Origin of the sequence: Shewanella waksmanii, assembly GCF_043643685.1 — a bacterium.
In the GTDB taxonomy this organism is placed as follows: domain Bacteria; phylum Pseudomonadota; class Gammaproteobacteria; order Enterobacterales; family Shewanellaceae; genus Shewanella; species Shewanella waksmanii_A.
The window spans coordinates 125,828-149,945 of the sequence record NZ_JBHZSN010000007.1 but is presented as its reverse complement, the minus strand read 5'-3'; the positions used below and the strand labels follow the sequence as shown (position 1 = coordinate 149,945).

The window sequence follows — 24,118 nt, the reverse complement described above, 5'->3', positions numbered from 1 at the left end:
TGGCATTAATTTGCCTAACCATAGCGTTAGCAATCTTTGCCCTAAATATTTAAATTTCCTTTCATCCCTACAGTTGATTACACTCAAAGCACTTATCATTCATCGTACCGCTTAAAACACCTAATTAATTGATGAATAAACGCCGTATCCTAGCCGTTTTTATACTGCTGAGCCTAATCGTTGTCAGTGCAGCCTTATTGACGCGCTATTATCAGAGCATCACTCGTGATTTGGCTAATAATTGGCTGCGCCCCTTTGATACCCACATTGATCAACTTAGTTTTAGGCTATCAAGTCCACACCATTGGCATATTGACCACATCGCGCTTACCGTAAATGATACAGTTATCGAAGCTCATGATGTTGATATCGTCAGAAAAAGCCATAGCCCATGGCTGACAGTTTCAACAAAGATGATAGATCATATCGCGATCGGCTCGTTGTCTGTGGCGCTCAGCGAAAATCTGCTAAATCAAAAAACCGATCAAATCGACCAGCAAGGCCCATCTGCCGCGCTCGATATCGGCCAGCTCCCGCAAATAGCCGTAGGTGATATCACCCTTAGCTTACCCAATACTGAACATACACTGACCTTTGACTACCTCACCTTTGATGAGCAAGCAAACCTGCGCATGGCCGCACAATTTGCTAAGTCGCCACTATTTACTTTGGCACTGTCTTTAGCTGAGCAACGCTGGCAGATGCGTTCAAGCATCAACCTTCAAACCAGCCAAATGTTGATTGAACAGTTGGCGAGTTTACCTGGCGCAAGCAACCCACAATCAAAGCTTTACCCACTGCGTACTGCAACTCAAACACGCTTTGATATTAACGGCACTTTAATTAGCCAAGCCGAGCTTGAATTGGCAAAGGCACATTTGTCATCCAATCACTCAGTTAAGCAATTTTCACTATCTTGGGCTGAGCCTTTGCCATTTGAGGTGCAAGCCAAACAATCTCGCGTAACAGCTAAAGCTGAACAAACAGAGCAGAGTGCGAATTTCTCCATCGACGGACCGTTAAACGCCCTCACATTGAGTGTTCCCTCTAGTCAAATTGCGGCCTACTTTCCTAAACAAGCGGTTGTGCAATACGTAAAAACAAGCCTGCCAGAGGCAATGAGAGCACCAATAGTCGCATTATTAAGTCAACATAAAGACGACACACATCATGCACAAACAACTGAGCCCAAAGCGGATACCGTTGCATTTGAAATCAATAGCGACCCAGTAAAACTTCAATTAGATGCAATGGCGCTTGCCCCTATATCTTTGTCAGCCAGTTTATCTTGGCCACAAACCCAAATTGAGCTTCATTTAGCCACTGCAAATGTTATCCCGTTAAGCAACCAAACATTTTTACAGCCACAATTACCGTCACAATTACCGCCGCAATCGAACACAGATAACCAAACGAAAATTGATATTGACTGGCAATTAGGCATAAACAGTCTCCAAACGTCGTTACCAATCGCTCAGTTTGACGACACCAGTCTGTGGCTAAGTGCTGCAGAGCTCAAAAGCCATATGGCCGCGAGAACGCAAATCGATCTCCCCCTGTTATACACAGAAAAGCATTTACAACAGGAAGGAAAACAACCAGCACAACAAGCGAATACGTCAACCTCAAACACGAAATCATTAGATAAGCATCAAAACAGGCAGTTAACTACCCATCTAAAAACGCCTTGGTCATTATCTGTTACTGCGCCGCAGTTAACTATGCAGTCGCCTCAGCGCCGTTCACCGCAAACATTCTTTAAGGCGGCATCCTTGTCCATTGAAGCTGCAGACACTGAGCAAGAAATCAGCGCAAACTATGGTGTTTTGCAGTCAATGATTGCCAAACCACATCACCAAGCCCTTTGGGGGCCGCTATCAATTAACATCAGCGGCGCTACCTTTGACAGCACACAACTTGCTAAAGCTGAGGCAAAAGCAGAAGTCGATGCTGTCACAAATCTGCTTAACAGCGCGCAAAGCCAATTATTGATTGAGCAATTAAAATGGCAATCAAATCCACAGGGGTGGCAAACATCGATACTTGCCCCGCAGCTGCTCACTGACCAAATCCAGTACAAAAACCAATACAAAAGCCAAGCCCACAGCCAAGCTCACCAACTGACGATTAATAGCGGCCGTGTCATGCTTGGCTCACAATCCTTAAGTCTCAGTCAAACCACCGAAAATGAACCCTTGATTCTAACTGTTGGGGAGTTAAACACTGAGGTATTAGCAACAGAGGTTCAGCTGCAGCAAGCTGATGTACACTATCAAGCAACACTTGAATGGCTAAACGCTAAAAATAGCAGCGAAAAACCAATACGTTGGGATATCAAAAATTTTGATCGCAACCACATCAATCAACAAATTAACTACCAAGTCGGTGGACTAAATGTCGGTAAAACCGACCTACTAGCCCGTAAGCCGAAACGACAAACCTTAATTGATATACAAGAGATTGATCTATCGCAGCGGCTAGATAGTCAAGCTATCACCAAGCACATAGACACTTATGAGCAGTGGCAAATCGACTCTCTCGCATTTACAAGCCAACACCAGCTAGAACTAGACACTAGCACGCAACTATCAGGTACCTTGTCCCATGATGCGCAGTTAGCCCAGCTAATGTCACTGATACCATCACAGTGGCAGTTAGACTCGCAACTAATCATTAGCGGCAATAGTTACATAAATGGTCAATACCAGCTGCAACTTGGGCCAGAATTAAAGGCCAATGCCGCGCTAACGGTGGCATTTTCAGAGCTTGATGGCAGCTTAGCTAATTTACCCTTTGAAGAAGCGTCAGTGCAGTTAACCTGCAATAGTCGTTATGCGAAACAACAAAACATCGCAACGGTAAACTGCGAAGACATTCAATTGAATGCCCTAGCGTTTAACCCTGGCACCGTGATAAGCGATCTGCAATTAATTGCAAACATTGATGCTGACTTATCCCCTTTGCTAATTAATATGCCACTAGATAACGATAAACCTCTATTAACTGATAACGGCCAACGTCGCACTATCCTTGGTTCTAGCAGCCTTAATTTAACGGCCTCTGGCGAGCTACTTGGTGGACAATTACTCATTCCTCGATTCAATCTCAATAACAATACAGACTCCCATGCCTACATGGTCTTGCAAGGTTTGCAGTTATCAGAGCTCCTTGAGGTGCAACCCGTTACAGGGCTTTACGCCGATGGTATTTTTGATGGAGTACTGCCGGTAGATATTATCGACGGCAAGTTTACCGTCACAGGCGGACAGTTGGCTGCGCGGGCACCAGGTGGGTTAATCATGTTGAACAACAATCCGGCCGTCGAGCAATTACGCAGTTCACAACCCTATTTGGACTTTGTGTTTTCCACCTTAACTCACCTAGAATACAGTGAGCTGTCGAGCAGTTTTGATATGGCACCAAGCGGTGATGCGACCATGGATGTAGCAGTTAAAGGTCGCGCTGCGGACGTAACTCGTCCTATACATCTAAATTATCATCATCAAGAAAATCTGCTGCAACTATTAAAAAGCTTACAGATAGGCGATAAACTGCAAACTCAAATTGAACAGTCTATGCAACACTAAGTGTTCAGCTTATGGTCATCTAAAATCGTTAAACTGGACTTAATATAAGAGACGAACTAGCTCAGCAAGCAGCTAATCAAGACTGCGTAATAGAAGGAAAATGCTGTGAATAAGCTAACTAAAATAACTTTACTGGGTGGCATATTAACATCACTGTTAATATCCAGCGGCTGCACACCGACAGTTAAGATTGAGCCACCTGAAAAACCCATCGTCATCAACCTGAACGTCAAAATTGAACATGAAATTAAAATCAAGGTTGATAAAGAATTAGATGATTTACTGTCAAATGACGAACTATTCTAACCACCACACCATAGGAGTATTGCAATGAATAGAACCCTTTTATTACTCATCGCTGGCTTGGTGTTTAGTGCGAATGCATTGGCAATGTCACTACAAGATGCCAAAACCCAAGGTTTTGTTGGCGAACAAACCAATGGTTATTTAGGTATCGTCAAGTCGAGCCCTGAAGCACAACAACTGATTAAAAGTGTTAATGCGAAACGCAAAGCCCAATACCAAAAAATCGCCACCAAAAACGGCATCAAAACCCAAGATGTAGCAAAGCTTGCTGCCGAAAAAGCCATCAAGGCATCGAAAAAAGGCCACTATATTCAAACCCCATCGGGTAAGTGGATTAAAAAGTAAACCAAACTAGCACTTGTGCCCCAGTGCGCTGCTGGGGCTAAGCTTTGCATGTATGCCTTAACACACCTATCAAACTTGGTTTGATAACTCACCATAGTCTCAGTGTCTGTCTAAGCTATTGTACCTAAGATCTTTTTAAGCTAGCTTGTTAGCATTGGCTAAATTAAGTGCATCAGCCCAATAAAGCACCTTAGGTTGTTGCGCCAACAAGGGATTGATATTTCCAACACATCGGAACCGATATAATGAGTAATCTTCAAAGAAGTGCTGGTATTTCAGCTATTTTTCAAGCCTTAATTTATATTGCCGCTTTTGTGTATTTTGGCGCTTTTTGGGCATACCCCGCAGAAGGCACAGCATCAGATAAAATGGCCTATTTAGCCGAGAATCAGCTGGTTTTCTCATCTGTATACTTTCTGATGTATGGCGTATTTGGCGTGCTGCTAGCGATTCTTGTCGTTGGTTTATATGAAAAGCTCAAAGTCACAGATAGTTCGATGGTAAAAGTGGGCTCCCTTTTCGGTGCCGTTTGGGTGGTGCTAGTAATAGCCAGTGGTATGTTAGCGCATATTGGACTGTCCCATGCCATTGACCTTATGAGTGTGTCTACCGAAAAAGCCTTTGATATGTGGACGGTGATTGTTGTCATTATCGACAGCTTGGGTGGTGGAAATGAGTTTGTTGGTGGCCTATGGGTACTGCTGATAAGTTTAGCCGCGCTAACAGCTAAAATGTTTACTCGAGGCCTAAATTACCTCGGGGTCATTGTCGGGCTCGCAGGTATTGCCACCATATATCCTGAAGATAGCCTCACCGAAATTTTTGGTATCACGCAAATTGTTTGGTTTATCTGGCTCGGGGTATCTCTTTTAACCCAAGCTGATAACGAAAGCGCCGTATAGCGACATGCAAGACTGCAACGTCCTAACTGCGACTAAATTTAACTAAAAGACATTTGTATATGGAAGTTTTTATCATTATTGGTTTAACCTTGTGCCTTTGCATAGTTGTTCCCGCAGCTATCAGTTTCATCGCTTTACGCATATCAAATATCGAGGCAATCATAGAAGTCAATGGCACGCAAATAACCCTACGTAGATTTACAATTGAGCGACTATTTCGACTTAACGGCCTAACGATTAACGCAGCCAATATCAAATGCATTCAAATTGCAAATAACCCCGCCAGAGGAACTTGCATCTCTCTTTTTAATCAAGCAAATAATGCGGTGGATATTTGGGTTTCACCGCATCTAGTTCGGCCGCTAGTCAACGAGCTCAACCGCTGCTGTCCTCACGCCAATATGGTTGAAAGATAAGCAATTGTTACCTTAAAAGGAGCAATTATTTATTGTTGGTGATATGTTACCTGCCAATTCGGTTTAGCTAATTTAATATTTTAAGCCCCATCGTTTTCAACATGCTAAAGGATTGCCATGTTCTATACCATTATCACTATTGCATTGTGTGCTGTAGGCGCTTTGACCTTTATCCCACAATTAAAAGGAGCGATGGAGCGATATAGTATTGGTATTAATTTTTTCCTGACCTTGATCGCGACCCTTGTTGGGGTATTTATTGCCATCTCTATTACCAACTACGAAGCGCAACAAAAAGAAAAACAGGATGTCATCAAGCTGCTACGATCAGCCATGTCATCAATCGATACCTGTCATGACTACAGTGAGAAACTAATTGACTACTTCAATAAACTGCCAAAACATGACGATGCAAGACCTGACTTCTTTAGTAAAAACCCGCCACCTTATCCAGAGTATCTAGACACTTTTTTAATGCAGAATCTTGTTAGCAAAAACTTATCTGGAACTAGCTTGAATCAGCTTAATGAAAATTTAATTAACCTAAAACGAAGCCGCACTTTCAACGCGCCTCTGTACCTGACAGTACTCGATAACACCTTTAAACTTCTGCAATTAGAGGTGAGCTACCAACAAGGTCATCTGAATGAAGTGCAGCTAGAAGCCCAAATAAATGACTTAGACACTGTATTGACCAACTCTCCTTTACTAGACTGAACAACTTAAATATCAAAGCCGTCCTTTAAAAACCTTAATATCAAAAGTTAATTAGCCTCAATCAAAAAACACCGCTAACCAGATAGTTGCGTGCGCAGGGTCAGTATAACTGACCTTGTGTTTCTGCCCCGCTGCCACCAGCAGACTATCGCCAGCAGTTAAATCAAACTCGCGTCCATCGTCAAACACTACAATTCCCCGACCTTGCAACACCATCACCCACTCTTGTTGGCTTTGATCATACCAACCTTGCTCAGGTGACTGCTGACCATAAGAGACAATACGCTCGATACGGACATTACCTTGACTGACAATATCTTGAAAATGTTCAACCGTTCGGTCGGTGGGTAAATTTGCAAATAGATTCATCATCCTCTTCCTTAAAAAACGGTTTTCCTGAAATAATTGGCCTTTCTGAATAAACTGTTACCTGCAATTAACTAACAATTCTATTCGAAAATCGAATAGTTTTTAATTTATATATCGCAGCTATAAGATAGATAATCTCCTCAGCCAAAACATCAACATAACCATTGAGGAGAAGCGATGAAAGCTTTTATTGCCGTCTTATTAACTATCACGACGTTAGTCGGCTGCGCGTCCGGCGACGTAGCCTTAAACCGTAAAGGTGAAGTGCTAGCCAACCAAATCACCAAAGCCGATAACACTGGCACAGGTAAAGCTATCGGTAATCTTAGTGGCCTGGCTACCGCTGATTCTGATGTTAGGTTAGCAGGCTGGATTTTTGGTGGTCTAATTGGTGATGCCATTGAAGAAGGCACACTATCTATGGTGTCGGAATTGGTGATTCGATTAGAAGACAACAGAGTGATCAATATTAAACTGCCTAACATTAATGAATCCATCGCTGAAGGAGACACGGTCGAAGTTGCCTTTAACCCTTACGGTGACCCAATTGATGTAAGACATCTCACCAAGGCAAATATTAACTCACAGCAAAGCCAAGCGCAGTCAAGTAACCTAAACGAAACGGAAATGTCTGTATCAACCACGGCTAAGCGCTAGTCTGAGCTATCCCATTAATTCTGACGTCGCCTCTTACATATAGCCAATTGGTGAGGTGATGCAGAGATGTTAGTCATTGGTACTAAAAAGGCCACTTTAAGTGGCCTTTTTAACAATACAACAGATAACTTACAGGTCTTTGGTTATCGTATCTTGCAAACCATCATTGTCTGTTACCGTTAATGTTACCTGTGATGCACTATGACCGTAACTAATCATTAATCGATTACGGCTAGTTTTTCCGTTATCAAGCTGCCATAACTGCTGTACCACTTCCCCATCAGGGTCGCTACTGGTCGACAAAAACAACTGCATAAAGCGGAAATTAACGTGCATGAAGCTCGCAACTGGAGGCTGTTCAGTAGACGCTTCCACGACCACCAGCTGTTCAGTCACCGTCGTCGCTCCATCATCATCGGTGACGCTCATGGTAATGGTATAACTTCCGGCTTGAGAATAACTGTGGTTCACCATCTGACCTGACGCTGTATTTCCATCACCAAGCTGCCATGTTATCTGCGCCACTTGTCCATCGACATCATCGGCCTGTGCCGTCAAGGTTACCGATAAACCTTGAACCTCAGCGGTAAAATCGGCTGTAGGTGGCACATTCAGAGCTTGCAACTGAAGTGAAACAATGACCGGATCGTGATCCGACGAGCGGTAAGCATCTGATTGATATAACTCAGTTAACTGCGCTGGCGTTTTAAATTCCTCGTTATAGTCAAGGACTCTCGGCTCATCACTGTTAATTGGCCATTGCACAACATCAATCACGTTAGGCAGCAAGGTCGTATTCGCTAAAGCATAATCTAGCTGGCCCGTTTCACCTTTAAAGATATAACTATAAGGTGCAGGTTTTGCCAAATAACCATTTAGCTCAATAAAACCTGCGTTATCAAGTGCAGCTAATGGATCTTCCTTCGCATACGCATTGAGATCGCCTAAGACTAACTGCGCCTGCTCAGGGTAGTGCTCAGCCATCCACAAACCAATCGCTTGTGCTGCGCGGGTACGGGTTACATTGCAGTTACCCTGACCATCACCCAAATTAGGATCATTTAAGCTATCACAATCACTGCCTTTAGATTTTAAGTGATTAACCGCTACCACTACATCCTGCTGCTCATTGGTTAGCGTAAATGCCTGCGCCAACATCGCACGGTTTTTACTGTCGTTAAACAATGGCGCGCCAAGGTTATCTGTTGGTGAGTTAGCACTAGATAGTACCTTTGCAGCACCATTTACACTCAATCTATCACTTCGATAAATAAGCCCAACAGCAATCGCATCTGTACCTATCCCGCTACCATCAACAGAAACAAAGCTGTAGCGACTATCTCCCCAGGCTTGATTAAGCCCATTAACTAAATCTGCGATTGCAGATAGTTGGTCAAATCCATCATTCTCTATTTCCATCAATCCATAAATGTCAGCGTCAATTGCCACCATTGCACTAATGATTTTGTCGCGTTGACGAACAAACTCGGCTGCAGTATCAGCGCCTCGGTCGGTTGGGAAGCCGCCGCCTAACCCATCACCGTTGAAATAATTCAATACATTGAAGCTAGCGACTTTGAGGTTGCCGCCCATAGCAAGTTCAGGCGTGAGACTGCGAGGATTAGCTTGTACAAAATTGACCGTATCTATGGGCATTAAGCGATATTGATCAAAGCCATAGTGCATCACTGCGGTGAAGTTGCTCACTGCATCACCAACGCGCACAGTATTGCTAGCACTTAATTCTGGGGCTGGATAACGAATAGGATCAGGATTTTGCGCAGTTAATCCGTCGTCCAAAATGATGCTGTCTTTGGCATTGGCCGCAGTGACCGCTAATGCATCTGCACCAGGTGTCGCCACTTGGGTACCGATGTAATGTCGTTGACTGCCCAGTAATAGTTCGCCATAACGACCTAAGTTATACACCTCATTGACGATAAGCGGCTGGGTAAAGCTGACCAACATACCTTCGAAGGCTTCAAAATCACTAAGCTCAGCGACAGGGAGAGTCACTGATGCAGGGCTTGGTAGGGTGACATTGGCTTCACATAGTTGATGTACCGTGACATCTGTAAGCTCTGTCAGTCCATTATATTCTTTTACCGTTGTGGCCAGTCTGATGCGATCACCAACTTGATAGGCTAACGGCGTTTGGCTATATACAAAAACACCCTCTGAGGTTGATGAATCACCATCCGTCTCATTGTCAGCACTTTGTATAAAAAAGCCATTGAGGTGGGTTTCATTGTTGCTAGTAACAATGCCTTCAACAACAACCTGCTGTCCAGCTAACGGGCTTGAAGCGCCGCTGCCCTGTATCGCACTGACGGCGGTAAATGGTGTTGAACATACCATATCTGCGGGTTCAGTTGGGTCTGTCGGATCGGTGGGTTCTTCTGCATTAAACGCGCCTAAATCTGCCACATCATCTTGGGCAAACCCCTGCCAATTGGACAAGTTGGTTTCATCGGAAGGATTAACATCTGCGACTAATTGGTCAACTTGACGACGTAAAGTATTATCTCGCGTCGATAGCTCTCCCTGCCCCCATTGTGATCCTGGGTCAAATCCAACTTGACCTAGGCTATCGACAACCGTACCCGCTTTCGACAACACAATAGCATCATCGCCATTAAAGAAATTACTACCACTGAGTTGGTCAGCTTGCGCTTTGATATCCGCACTAGCGTCATCATCAGCGACCACATAAACAGCATGCGGCGCCAGATTGCCAATTAAATTAATGGTTGTTGCTGCTTGGTCACTACCATTGAAGTAAAACGCTAATTGGTACTGACTTAAATCCAGTGTTTGATCGCTGTTATTGTATAATTCGACAGCCTTATTATTACTGCTACCTTCAACATACTCACTAATTAACAACTCCCCAGCATAAGCTTGGGTCATCGACGCCATTGCGACGGCAATAGCACTCAACTTAGATAACATGGAAACCCCTTATAACATCCTAGTTTTGTTTGATATTTAGGTCTAAATGCCCAAATTTCGTAAGCTTCTATCCAAAGCTGAGCATGACTATAAGCCAGCAAAGTGACACTTTACTTACACTTGTATCCAAAATAGTGCATTTGACTAGTTAAATTTACTGATCCATCAGTCATTTAGTTGATTTCCTGTTTGAAGAAAACTCCTACAAAAGTTGCACGAAATAGGCCTAATAATCATTGTGCCACTAAGGTTTCAAGCTCGGTAACTGGCGTGCTTTAGATCACAGGTCGACTAGCAGCAATGCGCGACAGCTCACAAGTTGCACAAAAACTGAATTAGCAAAGCCGATTGTGCGCTAAACAGGCGTAAAATTAGTGTTCGCTGCAATAGGCAGCACTTTCATCTACTGTTTAACTATTTATTAGCGGGATACCCGTAAAGAGGCTGACATGCTAGTCGCTGAGTTGTTTATCGTTTTAGCGTTCATATACTTAGGAGCGCGCATGGGCGGGATAGGCATTGGTCTTGCTGGTGGTGCTGGAGTGCTGGTACTGACTTTGGTACTGGGGGTTGATGCAGGACATATTCCAGTAGATGTTATTCTAATCATCATGTCTGTGATTGCCGCAATTTCTGCAATGCAATTAGCAGGCGGACTTGACTGGTTGGTTGATCTCGCTGAACGTTTTTTAAGAAAGCATCCAAAGCGTATTACTTTCTATGCGCCTATTGTGACCTACTTAATGACCTTATTAGCAGGTACCGGCCACACAGCATTTTCCACCCTACCTGTTATTGCTGAAGTCGCAAAAGAGCAAGGCATCAGGCCTTCACGTCCATTAAGCATTGCGGTGATAGCCTCTCAAGTCGCCATCACAGCTTCACCCATTTCCGCAGCGCTAGTATTTTTCTCAGGCTTGCTCGAGCCTATGGGAGTCGGCTATTTAACCTTACTAGCTATCTGTATCCCTGCAACTTTTATCGCGTGTATGGTAGGTGCATTTGTTGCTAACTTTATCGGTTGCGATCTCAAAGATGATCCCATCTATCAGCAACGACTGTCTCAGGGACTTACCGCCACTAAAGGCCCTACAACGAGACAAATCTTACCAAGCGCAAAACCAGCCACGCTGATCTTTGCCACCGCCATTTTATCGGTCATCGGCTACGCAACACTCATTTCTGACTCTGTTGGGCTCATTGCACACCCAAGTCTTAGTCGCAATGAAGCGATCATGGTATTCATGCTTGCTGCCGCAAGTCTAATCGTAACCATCACCAAGATTGATGCCTCAAAAATAACCAATACTGCCACTTTTCGCTCAGGCATGAGCGCCTGTGTTTGCGTGTTGGGCGTTGCATGGTTAGGTGATACGTTTGTCTCTCACCACATAGAAGAAATTAAAGCGTTTAGTGGCGATTTATTAGCGCAATATCCTTGGCTATTAGCCGTTACGCTATTTTTCGCGTCCATGTTGCTCTATTCACAAGGAGCAACGACCACTGCGTTAATGCCTGCCGCCCTTGCGATAGGCGTTTCGCCATTAACCGCGATTGCCTCTTTTGCGGCGGTCAGTGCCTTATTCGTCCTCCCTACCTACCCAACCCTATTAGCAGCGGTTGAAATGGATGATACTGGCTCAACCCGTATTGGCCGCTGGGTATTTAATCACCCCTTTTTCATACCAGGTATCGTCACCATCTCAAGCTCGGTTTTATTAGGATTCTTTATCGGCGAACTGCTACTGTAAAGCGCGATTAATCTAGTTAACCTCTTCATTGAAAAAGCGCCTACTCAAGGCGCTTTTTCGTAGCAAACAGGCTGCACCATCATCAACTTTCACCCTTTCAAAAATTTGGCAGTTAGCTGACAACAACGACTATTGCCTTAAGTGTCAAAAACCCTTTAACAGTGCGGGTTTCGACAAGATATTGGCAGTATCGCAACCGAAAAAACCACGATATAGTGCCTTACCCAGATTAATATTTTGAGAGTCACTACAATGTTTAGGTTCACCATCTATGCCATTTGCGCTTACGCTTTTTGGCTAACTTTTGCCGATGTTTCCGCGTTTTTTGAAGCCGAAGAAAAACCGGCAGAAGAGGTTGAGTCAGCATATCAAACAACAACTTACACCGAGCAAGAATCACAAAATGAGTTACCAGCAGTGGTGATTGAAACCGCTTTGCTAAATGAATAAGTGGCTTTTGATGATGAAATAAATGCAGCTACTTTGCATTCATCTTATCCTATGCATTATCGAAGATTGCCAATAAATTAAGGCTAGATAGGCAGAGTTAGCGGCGAGAACCAGCAAAACTGGCGCTAGATAAGGTTTTTCGTTTATACCAGTTTAATCTAAAAAACTAGCTAACTATTCCATGTACTCTATTCCAACTACGGCATAATATCAGGCTAAGAAGATTGGGCGTATAGTGTGTTGCTAAACGCCCGATGCTATACACCTGATGCTTTACACTCTTAATCCCGTTGCAGTGCCACAATCGGATCAAGTCGCGCAGCTTTCTTGGCAGGATACAAACCAAAACCAACCCCTATGGTCATACAAACTGCTAGCGCTAATACAATAGCAAACGGTGACCATGCAACTGGCCAACCTGCCGCAGTTGAGATGATAACGGCCAGTAATAATCCCACTAGGATGCCAATCAGGCCACCAGTGGCAGAAATTGCGATGCTTTCTATCAGAAACTGTCTGGCAATGTCTTTACGTCTTGCCCCTAATGCGCGTAATAAACCAATTTCGCCAGTACGCTCTAAAATGGTGGCTAACATAATGTTCATGATACCAATCCCCCCAACTAATAAAGAGATGCCGGCAACACACGCCATCACAATATTAAAGATTTGCTGGGTCTTTTGATGTTGAGCCAGCAAATCAGCAGGCACCACGATTTCATAGTCTTTTTCACCACCGTGTCGACGATTCAGCAAGTGCCTTAAACTCTTAGCCGCCAATGTAGGTTCAACCCCTTCAGCTAACGCGAGTTTAAATGCGTCAAGCTCATCTTCTAGGGGTTTGAAATTCATCTTTTTCAGTGCCGTCGCCAGAGGAATAAAGACTTGATTGCGTTCACCACCAAGTTTAACCCCTTGGATCTTTGAGTTGCCGACTTCGCCTTGCGATAACACCCCAACTACAGTAAACCACTGATGATTGATCTTAATCGTGTTACCTATAGCATTACCTTGAGGAAACAAACTACGGGCCGCTTCTGAACCCAACACAGCGACTTGGCGAAAATGGGCGTTGTCATCATCACTAAAGGCTTGGCCATCATCTAAAGCGAAAGCGCTCAATGCAAAATAGTTAGCCGTAACCCCTTTTACTGCCGCATCACTGCGTCCTTCAGTACTAAACAGCGAGAAGGTATTAACCTGCTTCTCTGCGCTCCAGTTGGTGACAAACGGCAAGGTTTCGTTGGCACTTTGTACATCTCGCAAACTGAGGCCAACACTGTGCTCACGAATAGACTTTAACACTTCACCATCCGCTGGGCGCGCATTCACCACTAGGTTGTTTACCCCCATAGATTCAATCATCTTTAGGGCCTCACGCTCAGCACCCTCACCCACACTGAGCATGGCAATTACCGCACCTACACCAAAAATCATCCCCAATAAAGTTAGCGCTGTACGTAACTTATGATGTCGCATTTCATCAAATGCTTGCTTTACACCATCAAAGTACAAATTGAACTTGTTTTGCCGGCTCATACTCGGCTCCTTTTTGGTGGTGTGGTCAAAGCAATCACATCACCTTGCGTTAACCCCTGTGTGATAACAGTGCGATTGAGGCTGCGGTTACCTGGCGTGACTTGTTGTTTACTAAAGCCTTTACTGGTTTTTAAATAGACCCAATACTGGCCTTCTTTTTGAAATAGTGCTTGGTTAGGTATCGTAAGCACATCCTGCTTTGACAAGGCATGCACTTGCGCATTCACTTGTCTGCCTGGCTGCATCAATGACTCTATCGTTTCGTCTAACTGTACGGTAAATTGAAAATAGTTAACCGGCGAATCCTTTTCCCGTGGCTTAGCCAAGGCATCAACCTGTACCACTTCACCAGTAAAAGGTTTATCCGGGTAGGCATCTAAGTAAACAGTTGCCTTTTTACCGAGGCTCAACCCTGCCGCTTCCGATTCCAATACGAATAATTTAGCTTGCATTTGTCGGGTGTCAGGCAGTGTGGCAATGGTAAATCCAGAAAACATCATGTCACCAACCACAGGAAAGGTACCGTCCCAACCCGCCTGGTAAACAAACAAGCCATCAGTCGGCGCGATAATTTCCATCTGACTTAAATTGTTTTGATATCGGCTAATTTTGGCATTCAAACCTTGCTGCTTGAGTTTGATCAACTCTAACTCCGCGGCAGCTTGAGAACCATGTTGCGTTAAGCCCCAGTCATAAAAGTCCAATTTAGCGTCAAGATAATCTTGATTACGCATCTGTTCGATGATTTCAATCTTGGTATATACCCGCTCATCTTCGCTAAAAAACCGCTCTGCTAAATCACGCTCTTGGCTGGTCACTTCAGTACCGGCTAATAGCTCTTTACTGATCGTTTTATCCTTTTGGGTCTGCATTGACCCATCAAGATCCAAACGATCGTAATCAAACTGCTCCATTTGTAACCGATAACTTTCGCGAGTAGGGTCCATCCGCGCGACCACATCACCAGCTTTGACCCGAGAAAAATTATCTTGTATCCACGCTAGTGATTGAGGGCCACGAAGTCCACCAGGCACAACAATTGCCGTCGCTTTGCTCGCTTCTAGCTCGCCATGAGCAGGAATTTGTACACTAAAATCCCCTCGGTTAACGACCATAGTCAATACGCCGTCTGAGTTGTTGTCACTGCACGCGCTCACTAACACAGTAACGGCAGCTAAAATCAATATTTTTAACTTATTTATCATGGTAATAACACCTCATCACCAACTGACAGACCAGATGAGACGGCAACTCGATCTATCCCCACATCACCTAAGGTGATCGACTGCTTAGTTTGGCCCCAAAGCAACCCTGCGGTGTAAACAAAAGGTCGCCCATCGTCATAATGAACTGCTTCAATCGGCAGCAGGTTAACTGTTTCAGAACTCGCAGTATTGATAGCAATTTTGGCGGTCATTCCAGGGCGCATTAAGTCACTATCAGGCTCGTCGATACTGGCAACAGCATCGAACACGACAAGTGGAATTTCCTGATTTTTATGGCGAAACACGGCTCCTAGTTCAACAATTTCACCAGTGAACACTCGCTCTGGATTGGCATCCAGACGGATTTTAATCCGTTGACCTAGCTTGACGCGCTTTGCTTCCACTTCCGGCACCGTCATATTCACTTGCATGTGCGATAAATCAGGAATGCTCAGAACGGCATCCCCCACATAAACAGATTGGCCTTCTTTGATTTTATTACCTTGCGAATCATTGCCATACACCACCATTCCCGGCCGTGGCGCCTTCAAGGTCAATGATGCTATACCGCGTTCAAGATTGGCAACTTCTGCGGCAAACTTTTGCTGATCACCACTTAGCATCATTTGCCTTTGCTTAGCACTTTTGATTTCTAACTCTATCTTTTGCTCTGTTAACCTCACTCTATCCGCTGCAATTTCAGCGTCGCGTTGATACTTTTGCTTTTCAATAGCGGCAACCGTATCGTCGGACAAATCAAACTTACGTTGCGCTTTTTCAAAGTTCATCTTTGCTTCGGCGAGATCTAATCGCAACTCTTCAAGCTTTTTAGCATTACGCAATTTAGAGGTTTCAATATCCTGCTTAGTGGCCGCGAGCTTGGCAGATTTAACCGACAAGCGCTGGCTAACCTCAGAAGTATCAAGCCGTGCAACCACATCGCCTTGTTTGACTTCACTCCCCTCTGGGGCAAGATATTTTACTTGATACTGCCACATACGACGCATAGCTGGCGGCATCATTGAAACGGTATCGGCCGACACTAACTCGCCGGTAACTTCAATCTGCTGGGCAAGGATCCCCTGCTCCACTTCGGTGACTGCACGGCCATCACAGCCAGCTAAAAAGAAAGGTGCGGTCAACAGTATGGCAGAAAGCAAATAACGTTTATTCGGCATTGAAGCCTCCCGCTGTATCTACCATTACGCTCATCCCTGGTATTAAAGTGATCTCTTCAGTCGATGAGAAATCTATTTCAACCTTAAACCACTTGCTCTTGCCCCATGCGGGTTGGGCGATAGCTTGACGACCAATATTGGTGATCACGCCATTAAACTGCCGATCTGCTTGAGCATCTAAGCGTAATGATACCGCCTGTTCAATGCTGACTTTATCGACATCAACTTCATTGACCCAAGCTACCACTTCCAATTGTTGTAGCGCTGGAATGCTGGCAATCTGCCGGCCTATTTGCACAGTTTCACCCACGCCATATTTTTTGTTTGACCATGGATCTCTGCCGTAAAGCACTGGCCCTTCGATATTAGCTTTAAGCTCCAATTGCTCTAGCCCGGCCAACGCTTGATCTAACTCTAGCTGCGCCTTGTCTTTATCAATCGCCAATTGCGCAACGGTGGCACGCTGCTTATCGAGCGTTTCATCTAAAGCTTGTTTGGCTTTGGCATATTCAGAGTTTGCCTGCATCAAATTAAATTGGTTTTCTGCATACTCTTTTGCTGCGATGAAATCGGCAGGCACTTCTGCGTCAAGCTGAGCTTTCTCGACTTCTAATCGGCGCTGCTTCAAATCAAACTCTGCTTGCAATACCGCTGAGCGTAACTCAATGGCGTTACTTTGCTCTTGTGCTGTCACCCTTAATAAGCTGGCTTCTAGTTGCTCAATTTGATTGGCTATCTGGCTTTTATCAAAAATAACTACAGGTTGTCCTTGCTCAGCAATTTCGCCCTCTGGCAACATCCATTGAATTTGATAACGCCAAGCATTGCCGGCTTTGGGTACCGTAAAGGTTTGAGATTCAGAGGAAGATATCGCACCAGTCAACAATAACGGTTCAGGTTTGGCTTCTGCCCACACCATATTTGAACAGCACAACATCATAAAACTCAAAGTACGCCAATTAAGCTGCATGGCTATCTCCTCGAGTTTCAATTTCGACAATGCCGCCATCACGCATACGAATAACCCGTTGTGCGTAAGCTGCGACTTCTTCCTCATGGGTAACCAGGATAATGGTTTGCCCTGCTTGATGAAGCTCGGTAAACAGCTCCATAATTTCAACAGAGGTTTTACTGTCTAAAGCACCAGTTGGCTCATCAGCCAACAAAATAGCAGGTTTGTTAATGAGTGAACGGGCAATGGCTACTCGTTGACGCTGACCACCTGATAACTGGTTGGGGCGATGATGTTGCCGGCTATGCAACCCAACACGTTTTAACAAAGATTGTGCATAGTCATCTGCGCTTTGCGGGGCATCGCTATACCGCATAGGCAGCAATATATTTTGCAAGGCGCTCAATCTAGGCAATAAATGAAAACTCTGAAACACAAAGCCAATCTCTTTATTGCGAACCGCTGATAAAGCGTCATCATCTAGATCGGCAACTTCCTGTCCATTCAATTGATACTGTCCGCTGCTTGGCTTGTCTAAACAACCAATAATGTTCATCAAGGTTGACTTGCCACTGCCAGACGGGCCCATAATCGCGACAAATTCATTGGCGGAAATTGAAAAGTCAACGCCAGTTAAGGCAGCCACCTGATTGTCACCCATTTGATAGGTTTTGGTTAACTGAGATACATTGATCATAATAGTTTGCTTTACAAAAATATTAGTCCATTAAGCCTGATGATTTAATCAGAGGTAAAATCCATTTATTTGCTAACGACATTAAAGAGAAGGCATGACTTAACAAAGGATGATTGCGACACAATCATCCTCATTCACCTACTTAATGAATTGGAGAAAATAACCGTACTAAAGTTCAATAACTGAGGGAATAAGTCAAGGCTTAATATAAGTTTTGGACGATTTGTATTCAAAAATTAATTTTCATAACAAATATTTAGCATATTAATTCAGCGCGCCTAGAAGGCTGAATATCGAAATCAAGGCATATAGTAGCCAATGATTGACGTTAACAAATGGCTGCTTTACTTCGCTAATAAAACTAATATAAAGCTGCCAGATACTGCACATACCAAAAAACATTGCAATAAATAAAACCACACCAAAGCCTTGCATAGACGCAATCACATCAAATCCACAAGCCACTAAAACAGCGGCACTACAAAGCAACATCACAGACTGAAAATGATAGCCACATTGCAGCAATGTTTTGGCTATAGGGTCGAGCTCACTTCCTTTAAGTGGCGCAATGATTTTTTTTAGGCCCACGGTAAACTGCCAAACTAATAATAAAACGGCACCCACTGATGCAAGTAAAAAATAAACATTCATATCGACCTCAATTTACGCGCGAGCCTAAACTAACAAACGTTAATGCTATACAGCAGACCTGAGAATTCAGGATTTAGTTTCATGCAAATAAAAAACGCGCCTAAGCGCGTTTATCAGCAATGAAACAATTACATCGTCGCCATAATCCAATAATCCAGACGTTTTTGAGGCTCGGCTAACAACGTCTTACACGGCTCTTTATATTTACCCATTAATCGGCCAAGGGCTTTATTATTTGGCAAACTATCAAGCTGCGCTTGCTTTTGCGCTGCCAACACTTGCTGTACATCTTCATCAGCTTGATACTGTTTAGCTAAATTAACAGCCTGCTGTGAGGACTGTTTTAATCGGTCCCCAACAGCTGCCATTTGAGGTGCATTCATATTAGCTATCGCATCAGAAGCTATCTCATAATAAGCCGCACACTCTAACACTTCTTTATTGAATGCTATTTCAGCATCCGATGCTTGCTTTGCGTGCGCCCCGACTGCTACCAGTGATAACGTCATCGCGACGACACTTTTTCTTATCAACATCATGTTATTGTCCTTGAATGCCTTCATTGTTACACCAACCTAGTTGCAACCATGTTAATGCGTTAATTTTTATCTATTTCTACTTTAGCTATGGCTGAATATCAAGAGTATAGGTTAAAAAGCTTTGTTGTTGCGTAAATCCAAGTTGTTGATATAACGCCTGTGCTTTGAGGTTATCGCGATGAGTTTCCAAACTAAGGTTGGGCACTTGCTGACTTTTAGCATACTCAATCGCTCGCAGCATTAATTGACGAGCGACGCCTTGCTTTCGTGCTTGCGGCAAAACAAACAAATCATTAAGTATCAGGGTTTGGCTGGCGCTAATTGATGACAGCCCCCAATATAATTGCAAAAACCCCACTGCGACTCTGTGTTGATCTCTTGCAATAAATATCGCTCCGCTCTGTTGTGCAAGACGTTGCGCGATGAAGTCATTTGCAGTTTTAATATCATCAGCTTGATGGTAGAACTGGCGATATTGATTAAATAGCTCAGCCAGCTGTTGAACATCATCTACACCGGCTTGCTCTATCATAAAATCCATTTTTGCCCCCCTGATCTGCTACTGAACTAGCGAATACGCAGTAGAAATCTATAAATTTTCTGCAATCCTTTGTTTTAGTCCTTGTTTCACCGCCGGCCATTCACTATCAATTATCGAGTAAACCACGGTATCGCGAAGCGTACCATCCTTCAATATACGATGATTTCGAAGCACGCCATCTTGTTTCGCCCCAAGGCGTTCAATCGCTTGACGTGAGCGTTCATTGTTCCAGTGAGTTCGAAACTCTACTGCAACAACATCTAACGTTTCAAACGCATAACTGAGCATCAGCAACTTAGTCTCGGAGTTAACGGCGGTTCGCTGTACGGATTTGGCATACCAAGAATGGCCGATTTCTAATCGACGGTTTGGCTGATCCCAATTAAAAATACGAGTACAGCCGACAACACCGCCAGAATGTTTATCCCTCACCACATAGGCTAATGCTTCACCGCGTTGCTCTTGCGCTAAAGCAAGCTCTACATATTCGCTCATTTCATCTGGGTGCGGGACCGAGGTGAACCACAGCGACCATAACTCACCGTCATTAACTGCAACACTCAATGCAGGAATATGATCTTTACTCAGCGGTTCTAGTACTACATGCTCGCCAACTAACCCGCCTACTTGAGAAATCTCGTCCATTCACTGCTCCCTAACCTTATTAACTATTTTTATTATTCGTATGTTGCTGAAATCACAAGTGAGCTCTGTATAGCATCACCTGATCATCATCCGGCCAATCTATCAATCCCTCGGGCTGAAAACCCAGTTTTGTTAGCACATTAGCCGATTGGCGGTTGCTTGGCGTTATCACCCCTAGTAGCTGTTGCATGCCTTGAGCTTTTGCCCAGTCAACAACGGCTTTCGCTGCTTCAGTCGCGACGCCTTTACCAACAAATTGTGGCAATAGAGCGTAACCTAAATCAGCGTACGGCAGATGCTCTCGTTTTATCAAGCCAACCTGACCAAGCCAATCACCATTATGCTTATCTTCTACAGCAAACATACCGTAACCGTGCTGCTGATAACTGGCTAAAGTCCCTTGCTGTAGATAAATGGTCGCTTGAGCCAGATCTCGAATGCCACGATCACCAATATTTTTAATAAACCCAGGACTATTAACGAGCGCTAAAACATGCTCTGCATCATCAAGTGTCAATCGCCGTATTATAAAACGTTCCGTCTCTAACATTGCTATCCCTAATCATCACGCCCTAACCATCACGTATTAATTGTCACTATACGAGCAAGGTTACCAATAAGATAGTTAGCCGACTTGAACAATTTTAAGGTTAATCCACAAAACACGTTACAAGTAACGCACAACCGAATCACTACTGCGAGCGGGCTTGACGGGTGCTTTAACCACTGGCGTCCCCAAATACAAGAAACCAACGATTTGATCAGACTCACCTAAACCTAAACTTGTGTGCAGATGAGGATTAAAAGCTAAACCACCGGTGCGCCAAATACCGCCTAACCCTAGTGCAAAAGCCGCTTGTTGCATGGCCATCACTGCACAACCTGCCGTCAGTTGTTGCTCCAACGCTGGCACCTTTGGATGAGCGGTTACTTTGGCAACAACGGTTATCACCATTGGCGCGCGAAAAGGCATTTTGGCACACTTTTGCTGTAACTCTTCATCTGCACCATCGGCTTTGGCAGCGGCTACAAATTGGTCAGCTAATCGTTGCACTCCATCGTCCTTTGCAATAATAAACTCAAATGGTTGCAACCCTGCATGATCGGGGACTCGACACCCTGCTTCAATGATAGTTGCTAGCTGTTCACTATCTGGACTTGGGTGTTGTAAGCGAGGGGTTGATTGGCGAGTGGTCAATAATTCAATGGCGTTCACTGCATACGCTCCGAATAAAAAAGTTAAGCAAAAGAATATCAAAGCGCAAAAAAAAATCCTACCTAAAAGGTAGGATTTAATTTACATCAAAAAAACATTAGTGTTGGTTTTTCTTCGCAATCCAATAGTCCACACTGGTATAACGCCCACCTCCCATAAACAGTAGTGCCAACAACATCACGAAATAAGTAATGGCAAACTCAATACCGTTGTTAAGCACCACAAAATTACCAGAGCTGGTAAGCCAATCGTAATTGCCATGCTCTTGCAAAATCGATTTTGCCCTATCAAGCTTCTCTGCCGACGCGAGGACCTGCTCGTTAGCTAACCAAGAACTTGAATCTGCAATGGCAAGCCAGCCGTTAGGCCAATGCACTGCAAACGCTGCCACTAGCATGGTGACCATCAAAGGAATCGATATCAGCCTTGTTGCTAATCCGACAATCAATAACAAACCACCGAAAAACTCCGTGCCAGCGGCCAAGGCCACCATAACTTCCGGCATAGGTAGACCAAGTCCCCACTGTGGATTACCAAACCAAGCGGCTGTATCTTGAAAATGGGATAACTTGTTGTATCCAGCCTGCATCATAACGGGGGCTAAATACAGCCTTAACGCTAGCGGTGCAACGCCCTCAAGCTGTTTTAGAAAGTTTAAAAATTGCTGATAATATTGTGCCAAATGCATAGGAATTCCTCTTCACTACTCTTGACAGAATAGACCATAACAATGAAGTTTATCTTTCAAACTATTAAAAATACCGTGTTTTAATGATATTTAAGCCAGTAACAGAAGGCGCTACTACTTGGCGGCTTGGGTATAATAGTTTTCAAACCAACTAAGGTAATCCTTGGCTAAATGGGGTAGTAATTTGCTTTCGTCGCCATTGAGCAGTGATTGTCCCGCCATCAATAACGCCCAAGCCGCACTGTATGTCCAATACAGCGCCCCCATTGCAGGTAGCGCTTGTTCTGCTCCGAGTTTCAAATTTTGCTGCTTTGAAAAATAAAGCGCTTTTAACTGAGCTTGTTGTGACGATGATATGCCATGGGTTTGTAGCACTACGGCCAAATCAAAAAGCGGATGAGATTGACACGCATACTCAAAGTCGATGCACAGCAAATGCTCATCACTAAGTAATAAGTTATAGGGCGTTAAATCTCGGTGGCTGTATTGATTTCGTAATGACACTGCATCACAGCTATCTATCTTCAGTTGAGTATCATGGTGAAGACGTTGTAACCGTTGCCATTGGGTTTGCCACTGTTCGATACTGATTGCGAGTTGGTTTGTATTTGGAGGACCGCTAGAAGCCATGGTTTCGAGTTTTACAGCGATGTGGTGAAGCTGAGTTAAATAATGCTGCCATTGCCGTGAAAGTGAAATGTGGTTTTGCGGTAATGGCAAGTCCTGCATGGCCAACAATAGTTGCGCCAATAATTGCGGGGCCCGTTGTCGCAGGCAAATAGATTGATTATCAACTGCAGCCCCATCAACATCATGGGCCAACTGCGACCAGTCGCTTTGCGTCTCAACATAGTCACTTAAAAAGCAGTCCATTGTTGAACTAACAAACCGTAATTGCGGGGCTAAGCCGGCATTGCCGGCTATTTGCCAACTCGCTAGCTCATCCTTGCGACGAACAAATCCATCACTAGCATTCTGATTGACTCTTAACACCCACTTATTAACGCCATCTTGCAACAAATAGTTGTGATTGCTTAAACCGCTGCCTAATTGAAAAGCACACAAGTTTTCACTAAAGACAATATCGCTGTTTTGACGGATCTGCTGAAGATATGCCGCCAGATTCATTAAATCAATCTTGCCGTTATCGGTGGACACTACGCTGCCTGTACCGATTGACTAGCTTGTGGCGGTAGTTGCATTTTTTGCCGCCACATAAAGTAACCTGCGATCGCCATGCCGACATAAAACACAAACAATACCGAAGTTAGCATTAAGCCTTTACTGAAATAAAGATAGATAGAGACAAGGTCAATCACGACCCAATATAACCAATTTTCTAATACTTTTTTGGCCACTAAATAGGTGGTCATGACAGCGAAACAGGTAGTTGCCGCATCAATATAAGGGAACGAGGCTTGCGTATAAGTTGCCATGCCATAGCCAACGGCAACAGATACTGCTGAGGTCACCAAAATCAAGCTTGCATGACGGCCACCAGACCAGCTCACCACTTTCAATTCACTTTGTAGCCTGCCGCCTCGCCACAAATAGAAACCGTAAACCGCCATGGCCATATAATAGACGTTTAACAAAGACTCCATCAGTAATGACACATGCCAAAACAGCGCCGTATAGATAGCTGTACTAAAAAATGCTGCTGCCCAACACCAAATGTTGGTCCTCATCGCCAATAGCAAATAGCCTACGGCTAAAATAACGGCAATGAGCTCCCAGAATGTCATCACAGACACTTCCGAGACCGCTGCCAATACTGTTGTTTGTATTACTTGCCAAATTTCAGCCATGTTGCACT

The 24,118-nt window shown here is 44.2% G+C and carries 25 protein-coding genes; 9 read left to right on the top strand and 16 right to left on the bottom strand.

Annotation, left to right across the window (positions count from 1 at the left end; all coding sequences use genetic code 11):
* Positions 1 to 131 precede the first annotated feature (131 nt).
* The 6 genes from ACHUFW_RS12880 (at position 132) to ACHUFW_RS12855 (ending at position 6,273) form a co-directional block, all read left to right on the top strand.
* The gene (locus ACHUFW_RS12880) at positions 132 to 3,587 is read left to right on the top strand and encodes an intermembrane phospholipid transport YdbH family protein (RefSeq protein ID WP_394203621.1); all 3,456 of its coding nucleotides are present in this window, start codon (positions 132 to 134) and stop codon (positions 3,585 to 3,587) included.
* A 123-nt stretch (positions 3,588 to 3,710) separates the two neighbouring features.
* Positions 3,711 to 3,893: a YnbE family lipoprotein gene (locus ACHUFW_RS12875; protein WP_394203734.1), complete on the top strand. Its 183-nt coding sequence runs from the start codon at positions 3,711 to 3,713 to the stop codon at positions 3,891 to 3,893.
* A 24-nt stretch (positions 3,894 to 3,917) separates the two neighbouring features.
* Positions 3,918 to 4,238: a YdbL family probable chaperone protein gene (locus ACHUFW_RS12870; protein ID WP_394203619.1), complete on the top strand. Its 321-nt coding sequence runs from the start codon at positions 3,918 to 3,920 to the stop codon at positions 4,236 to 4,238.
* 245 nt (positions 4,239 to 4,483) lie between these two features.
* Entirely contained in the window at positions 4,484 to 5,140 is a 657-nt protein-coding gene (locus ACHUFW_RS12865; RefSeq protein ID WP_394203617.1) for a hypothetical protein, read from the top strand.
* 59 nt (positions 5,141 to 5,199) lie between these two features.
* Complete coding sequence (locus ACHUFW_RS12860; protein WP_394203616.1) at positions 5,200 to 5,556, top strand: hypothetical protein; 357 nt, start codon at positions 5,200 to 5,202, stop codon at positions 5,554 to 5,556.
* Between the two features lie 117 nt (positions 5,557 to 5,673).
* On the top strand, positions 5,674 to 6,273 hold the full coding sequence (locus tag ACHUFW_RS12855) for a hypothetical protein (RefSeq protein ID WP_394203614.1): 600 nt from the start codon (positions 5,674 to 5,676) through the stop codon (positions 6,271 to 6,273).
* Positions 6,274 to 6,330: 57 nt separating this feature from the next.
* Here ACHUFW_RS12855 and ACHUFW_RS12850 read toward each other — a convergent pair whose 3' ends face one another.
* Positions 6,331 to 6,645 carry a cupin domain-containing protein gene (locus ACHUFW_RS12850; protein ID WP_394203612.1) on the bottom strand — a complete coding sequence of 105 codons (315 nt, stop codon included), beginning with the start codon at positions 6,643 to 6,645 and terminating at the stop codon, positions 6,331 to 6,333.
* Positions 6,646 to 6,819: 174 nt separating this feature from the next.
* Here ACHUFW_RS12850 and ACHUFW_RS12845 point away from each other — a divergent pair, with 174 nt between their 5' ends.
* The gene (locus ACHUFW_RS12845; RefSeq protein ID WP_394203610.1) at positions 6,820 to 7,299 is read left to right on the top strand and encodes a hypothetical protein; all 480 of its coding nucleotides are present in this window, start codon (positions 6,820 to 6,822) and stop codon (positions 7,297 to 7,299) included.
* 129 nt (positions 7,300 to 7,428) lie between these two features.
* Here the strand turns inward: ACHUFW_RS12845 and ACHUFW_RS12840 are convergent, their stop codons facing one another.
* Positions 7,429 to 10,251, bottom strand: a complete 2,823-nt coding sequence (locus tag ACHUFW_RS12840; protein WP_394203608.1) for an ExeM/NucH family extracellular endonuclease — start codon at positions 10,249 to 10,251, stop codon at positions 7,429 to 7,431.
* Positions 10,252 to 10,700: 449 nt separating this feature from the next.
* On the opposite strand from ACHUFW_RS12840, the gene ACHUFW_RS12835 reads away from it, so the two are divergent.
* A complete protein-coding gene (locus tag ACHUFW_RS12835; protein ID WP_394203607.1) occupies positions 10,701 to 12,002 on the top strand; it encodes an anaerobic C4-dicarboxylate transporter in 1,302 nt (433 codons plus the stop codon).
* A gap of 252 nt (positions 12,003 to 12,254) precedes the next feature.
* Positions 12,255 to 12,452, top strand: coding sequence for a hypothetical protein (locus tag ACHUFW_RS12830; protein ID WP_394203605.1), 198 nt, complete (start codon positions 12,255 to 12,257; stop codon positions 12,450 to 12,452).
* Positions 12,453 to 12,733: 281 nt separating this feature from the next.
* Here ACHUFW_RS12830 and ACHUFW_RS12825 read toward each other — a convergent pair whose 3' ends face one another.
* The 14 genes from ACHUFW_RS12825 to pnuC form a co-directional block, all read right to left on the bottom strand.
* Positions 12,734 to 13,990 (bottom strand): ABC transporter permease, encoded by a 1,257-nt coding sequence (locus ACHUFW_RS12825; protein ID WP_394203604.1) that lies wholly within the window; start codon positions 13,988 to 13,990, stop codon positions 12,734 to 12,736.
* Positions 13,987 to 15,195: an efflux RND transporter periplasmic adaptor subunit gene (locus tag ACHUFW_RS12820; protein ID WP_394203602.1), complete on the bottom strand. Its 1,209-nt coding sequence runs from the start codon at positions 15,193 to 15,195 to the stop codon at positions 13,987 to 13,989. The genes ACHUFW_RS12825 and ACHUFW_RS12820 overlap by 4 nt, the downstream gene beginning before the upstream one ends.
* On the bottom strand, positions 15,192 to 16,373 hold the full coding sequence (locus ACHUFW_RS12815) for an efflux RND transporter periplasmic adaptor subunit (protein WP_394203601.1): 1,182 nt from the start codon (positions 16,371 to 16,373) through the stop codon (positions 15,192 to 15,194). Before ACHUFW_RS12815 ends, ACHUFW_RS12820 begins: the two co-directional genes overlap by 4 nt.
* Positions 16,363 to 17,343 (bottom strand): HlyD family secretion protein, encoded by a 981-nt coding sequence (locus ACHUFW_RS12810; RefSeq protein WP_394203600.1) that lies wholly within the window; start codon positions 17,341 to 17,343, stop codon positions 16,363 to 16,365. The genes ACHUFW_RS12815 and ACHUFW_RS12810 overlap by 11 nt, the downstream gene beginning before the upstream one ends.
* Complete coding sequence (locus ACHUFW_RS12805; protein WP_394203598.1) at positions 17,333 to 18,022, bottom strand: ABC transporter ATP-binding protein; 690 nt, start codon at positions 18,020 to 18,022, stop codon at positions 17,333 to 17,335. The genes ACHUFW_RS12810 and ACHUFW_RS12805 overlap by 11 nt, the downstream gene beginning before the upstream one ends.
* Before the next feature lie 264 nt (positions 18,023 to 18,286).
* Positions 18,287 to 18,673 (bottom strand): hypothetical protein, encoded by a 387-nt coding sequence (locus ACHUFW_RS12800; protein ID WP_394203596.1) that lies wholly within the window; start codon positions 18,671 to 18,673, stop codon positions 18,287 to 18,289.
* 128 nt (positions 18,674 to 18,801) lie between these two features.
* Positions 18,802 to 19,182, bottom strand: coding sequence for a hypothetical protein (locus ACHUFW_RS12795; RefSeq protein ID WP_394203733.1), 381 nt, complete (start codon positions 19,180 to 19,182; stop codon positions 18,802 to 18,804).
* A gap of 115 nt (positions 19,183 to 19,297) precedes the next feature.
* The gene (locus tag ACHUFW_RS12790; protein WP_394203595.1) at positions 19,298 to 19,753 is read right to left on the bottom strand and encodes a GNAT family N-acetyltransferase; all 456 of its coding nucleotides are present in this window, start codon (positions 19,751 to 19,753) and stop codon (positions 19,298 to 19,300) included.
* A 48-nt stretch (positions 19,754 to 19,801) separates the two neighbouring features.
* Positions 19,802 to 20,398 (bottom strand): GNAT family N-acetyltransferase, encoded by a 597-nt coding sequence (locus ACHUFW_RS12785; RefSeq protein WP_394203593.1) that lies wholly within the window; start codon positions 20,396 to 20,398, stop codon positions 19,802 to 19,804.
* Between the two features lie 52 nt (positions 20,399 to 20,450).
* Positions 20,451 to 20,948, bottom strand: a complete 498-nt coding sequence (locus ACHUFW_RS12780) for a GNAT family N-acetyltransferase (protein WP_394203591.1) — start codon at positions 20,946 to 20,948, stop codon at positions 20,451 to 20,453.
* A 117-nt stretch (positions 20,949 to 21,065) separates the two neighbouring features.
* Complete coding sequence (locus ACHUFW_RS12775; RefSeq protein ID WP_394203589.1) at positions 21,066 to 21,614, bottom strand: NAD(P)H nitroreductase; 549 nt, start codon at positions 21,612 to 21,614, stop codon at positions 21,066 to 21,068.
* Between the two features lie 97 nt (positions 21,615 to 21,711).
* The gene (locus ACHUFW_RS12770; RefSeq protein ID WP_394203588.1) at positions 21,712 to 22,302 is read right to left on the bottom strand and encodes an HvfX family Cu-binding RiPP maturation protein; all 591 of its coding nucleotides are present in this window, start codon (positions 22,300 to 22,302) and stop codon (positions 21,712 to 21,714) included.
* 114 nt (positions 22,303 to 22,416) lie between these two features.
* The gene (locus tag ACHUFW_RS12765) at positions 22,417 to 23,460 is read right to left on the bottom strand and encodes a phosphotransferase (protein WP_394203586.1); all 1,044 of its coding nucleotides are present in this window, start codon (positions 23,458 to 23,460) and stop codon (positions 22,417 to 22,419) included.
* On the bottom strand, positions 23,460 to 24,110 hold the full coding sequence (pnuC, locus tag ACHUFW_RS12760; RefSeq protein WP_394203585.1) for a nicotinamide riboside transporter PnuC: 651 nt from the start codon (positions 24,108 to 24,110) through the stop codon (positions 23,460 to 23,462). Before pnuC ends, ACHUFW_RS12765 begins: the two co-directional genes overlap by 1 nt.
* Positions 24,111 to 24,118: the final 8 nt, after the last annotated feature.

What these genes read in the sequence shown, in the direction of transcription:
- ACHUFW_RS12880 (WP_394203621.1), top strand. Translation starts at nt 132, where the DNA reads ATGAATAAACGCCGTATCCTAGCCGTTTTTATACTGCTGAGCCTAATC.
- ACHUFW_RS12870 (WP_394203619.1), top strand. Translation starts at nt 3,918, where the DNA reads ATGAATAGAACCCTTTTATTACTCATCGCTGGCTTGGTGTTTAGTGCG.
- ACHUFW_RS12865 (WP_394203617.1), top strand. Translation starts at nt 4,484, where the DNA reads ATGAGTAATCTTCAAAGAAGTGCTGGTATTTCAGCTATTTTTCAAGCC.
- ACHUFW_RS12860 (WP_394203616.1), top strand. Translation starts at nt 5,200, where the DNA reads ATGGAAGTTTTTATCATTATTGGTTTAACCTTGTGCCTTTGCATAGTT.
- ACHUFW_RS12855 (WP_394203614.1), top strand. Translation starts at nt 5,674, where the DNA reads ATGTTCTATACCATTATCACTATTGCATTGTGTGCTGTAGGCGCTTTG.
- ACHUFW_RS12850 (WP_394203612.1), bottom strand. Translation starts at nt 6,645, where the DNA reads ATGATGAATCTATTTGCAAATTTACCCACCGACCGAACGGTTGAACAT.
- ACHUFW_RS12845 (WP_394203610.1), top strand. Translation starts at nt 6,820, where the DNA reads ATGAAAGCTTTTATTGCCGTCTTATTAACTATCACGACGTTAGTCGGC.
- ACHUFW_RS12840 (WP_394203608.1), bottom strand. Translation starts at nt 10,251, where the DNA reads ATGTTATCTAAGTTGAGTGCTATTGCCGTCGCAATGGCGTCGATGACC.
- ACHUFW_RS12835 (WP_394203607.1), top strand. Translation starts at nt 10,701, where the DNA reads ATGCTAGTCGCTGAGTTGTTTATCGTTTTAGCGTTCATATACTTAGGA.
- ACHUFW_RS12830 (WP_394203605.1), top strand. Translation starts at nt 12,255, where the DNA reads ATGTTTAGGTTCACCATCTATGCCATTTGCGCTTACGCTTTTTGGCTA.
- ACHUFW_RS12825 (WP_394203604.1), bottom strand. Translation starts at nt 13,990, where the DNA reads ATGAGCCGGCAAAACAAGTTCAATTTGTACTTTGATGGTGTAAAGCAA.
- ACHUFW_RS12820 (WP_394203602.1), bottom strand. Translation starts at nt 15,195, where the DNA reads ATGATAAATAAGTTAAAAATATTGATTTTAGCTGCCGTTACTGTGTTA.
- ACHUFW_RS12815 (WP_394203601.1), bottom strand. Translation starts at nt 16,373, where the DNA reads ATGCCGAATAAACGTTATTTGCTTTCTGCCATACTGTTGACCGCACCT.
- ACHUFW_RS12810 (WP_394203600.1), bottom strand. Translation starts at nt 17,343, where the DNA reads ATGCAGCTTAATTGGCGTACTTTGAGTTTTATGATGTTGTGCTGTTCA.
- ACHUFW_RS12805 (WP_394203598.1), bottom strand. Translation starts at nt 18,022, where the DNA reads ATGATCAATGTATCTCAGTTAACCAAAACCTATCAAATGGGTGACAAT.
- ACHUFW_RS12800 (WP_394203596.1), bottom strand. Translation starts at nt 18,673, where the DNA reads ATGAATGTTTATTTTTTACTTGCATCAGTGGGTGCCGTTTTATTATTA.
- ACHUFW_RS12795 (WP_394203733.1), bottom strand. Translation starts at nt 19,182, where the DNA reads ATGACGTTATCACTGGTAGCAGTCGGGGCGCACGCAAAGCAAGCATCG.
- ACHUFW_RS12790 (WP_394203595.1), bottom strand. Translation starts at nt 19,753, where the DNA reads ATGGATTTTATGATAGAGCAAGCCGGTGTAGATGATGTTCAACAGCTG.
- ACHUFW_RS12785 (WP_394203593.1), bottom strand. Translation starts at nt 20,398, where the DNA reads ATGGACGAGATTTCTCAAGTAGGCGGGTTAGTTGGCGAGCATGTAGTA.
- ACHUFW_RS12780 (WP_394203591.1), bottom strand. Translation starts at nt 20,948, where the DNA reads ATGTTAGAGACGGAACGTTTTATAATACGGCGATTGACACTTGATGAT.
- ACHUFW_RS12770 (WP_394203588.1), bottom strand. Translation starts at nt 22,302, where the DNA reads ATGCATTTGGCACAATATTATCAGCAATTTTTAAACTTTCTAAAACAG.
- pnuC (WP_394203585.1), bottom strand. Translation starts at nt 24,110, where the DNA reads ATGGCTGAAATTTGGCAAGTAATACAAACAACAGTATTGGCAGCGGTC.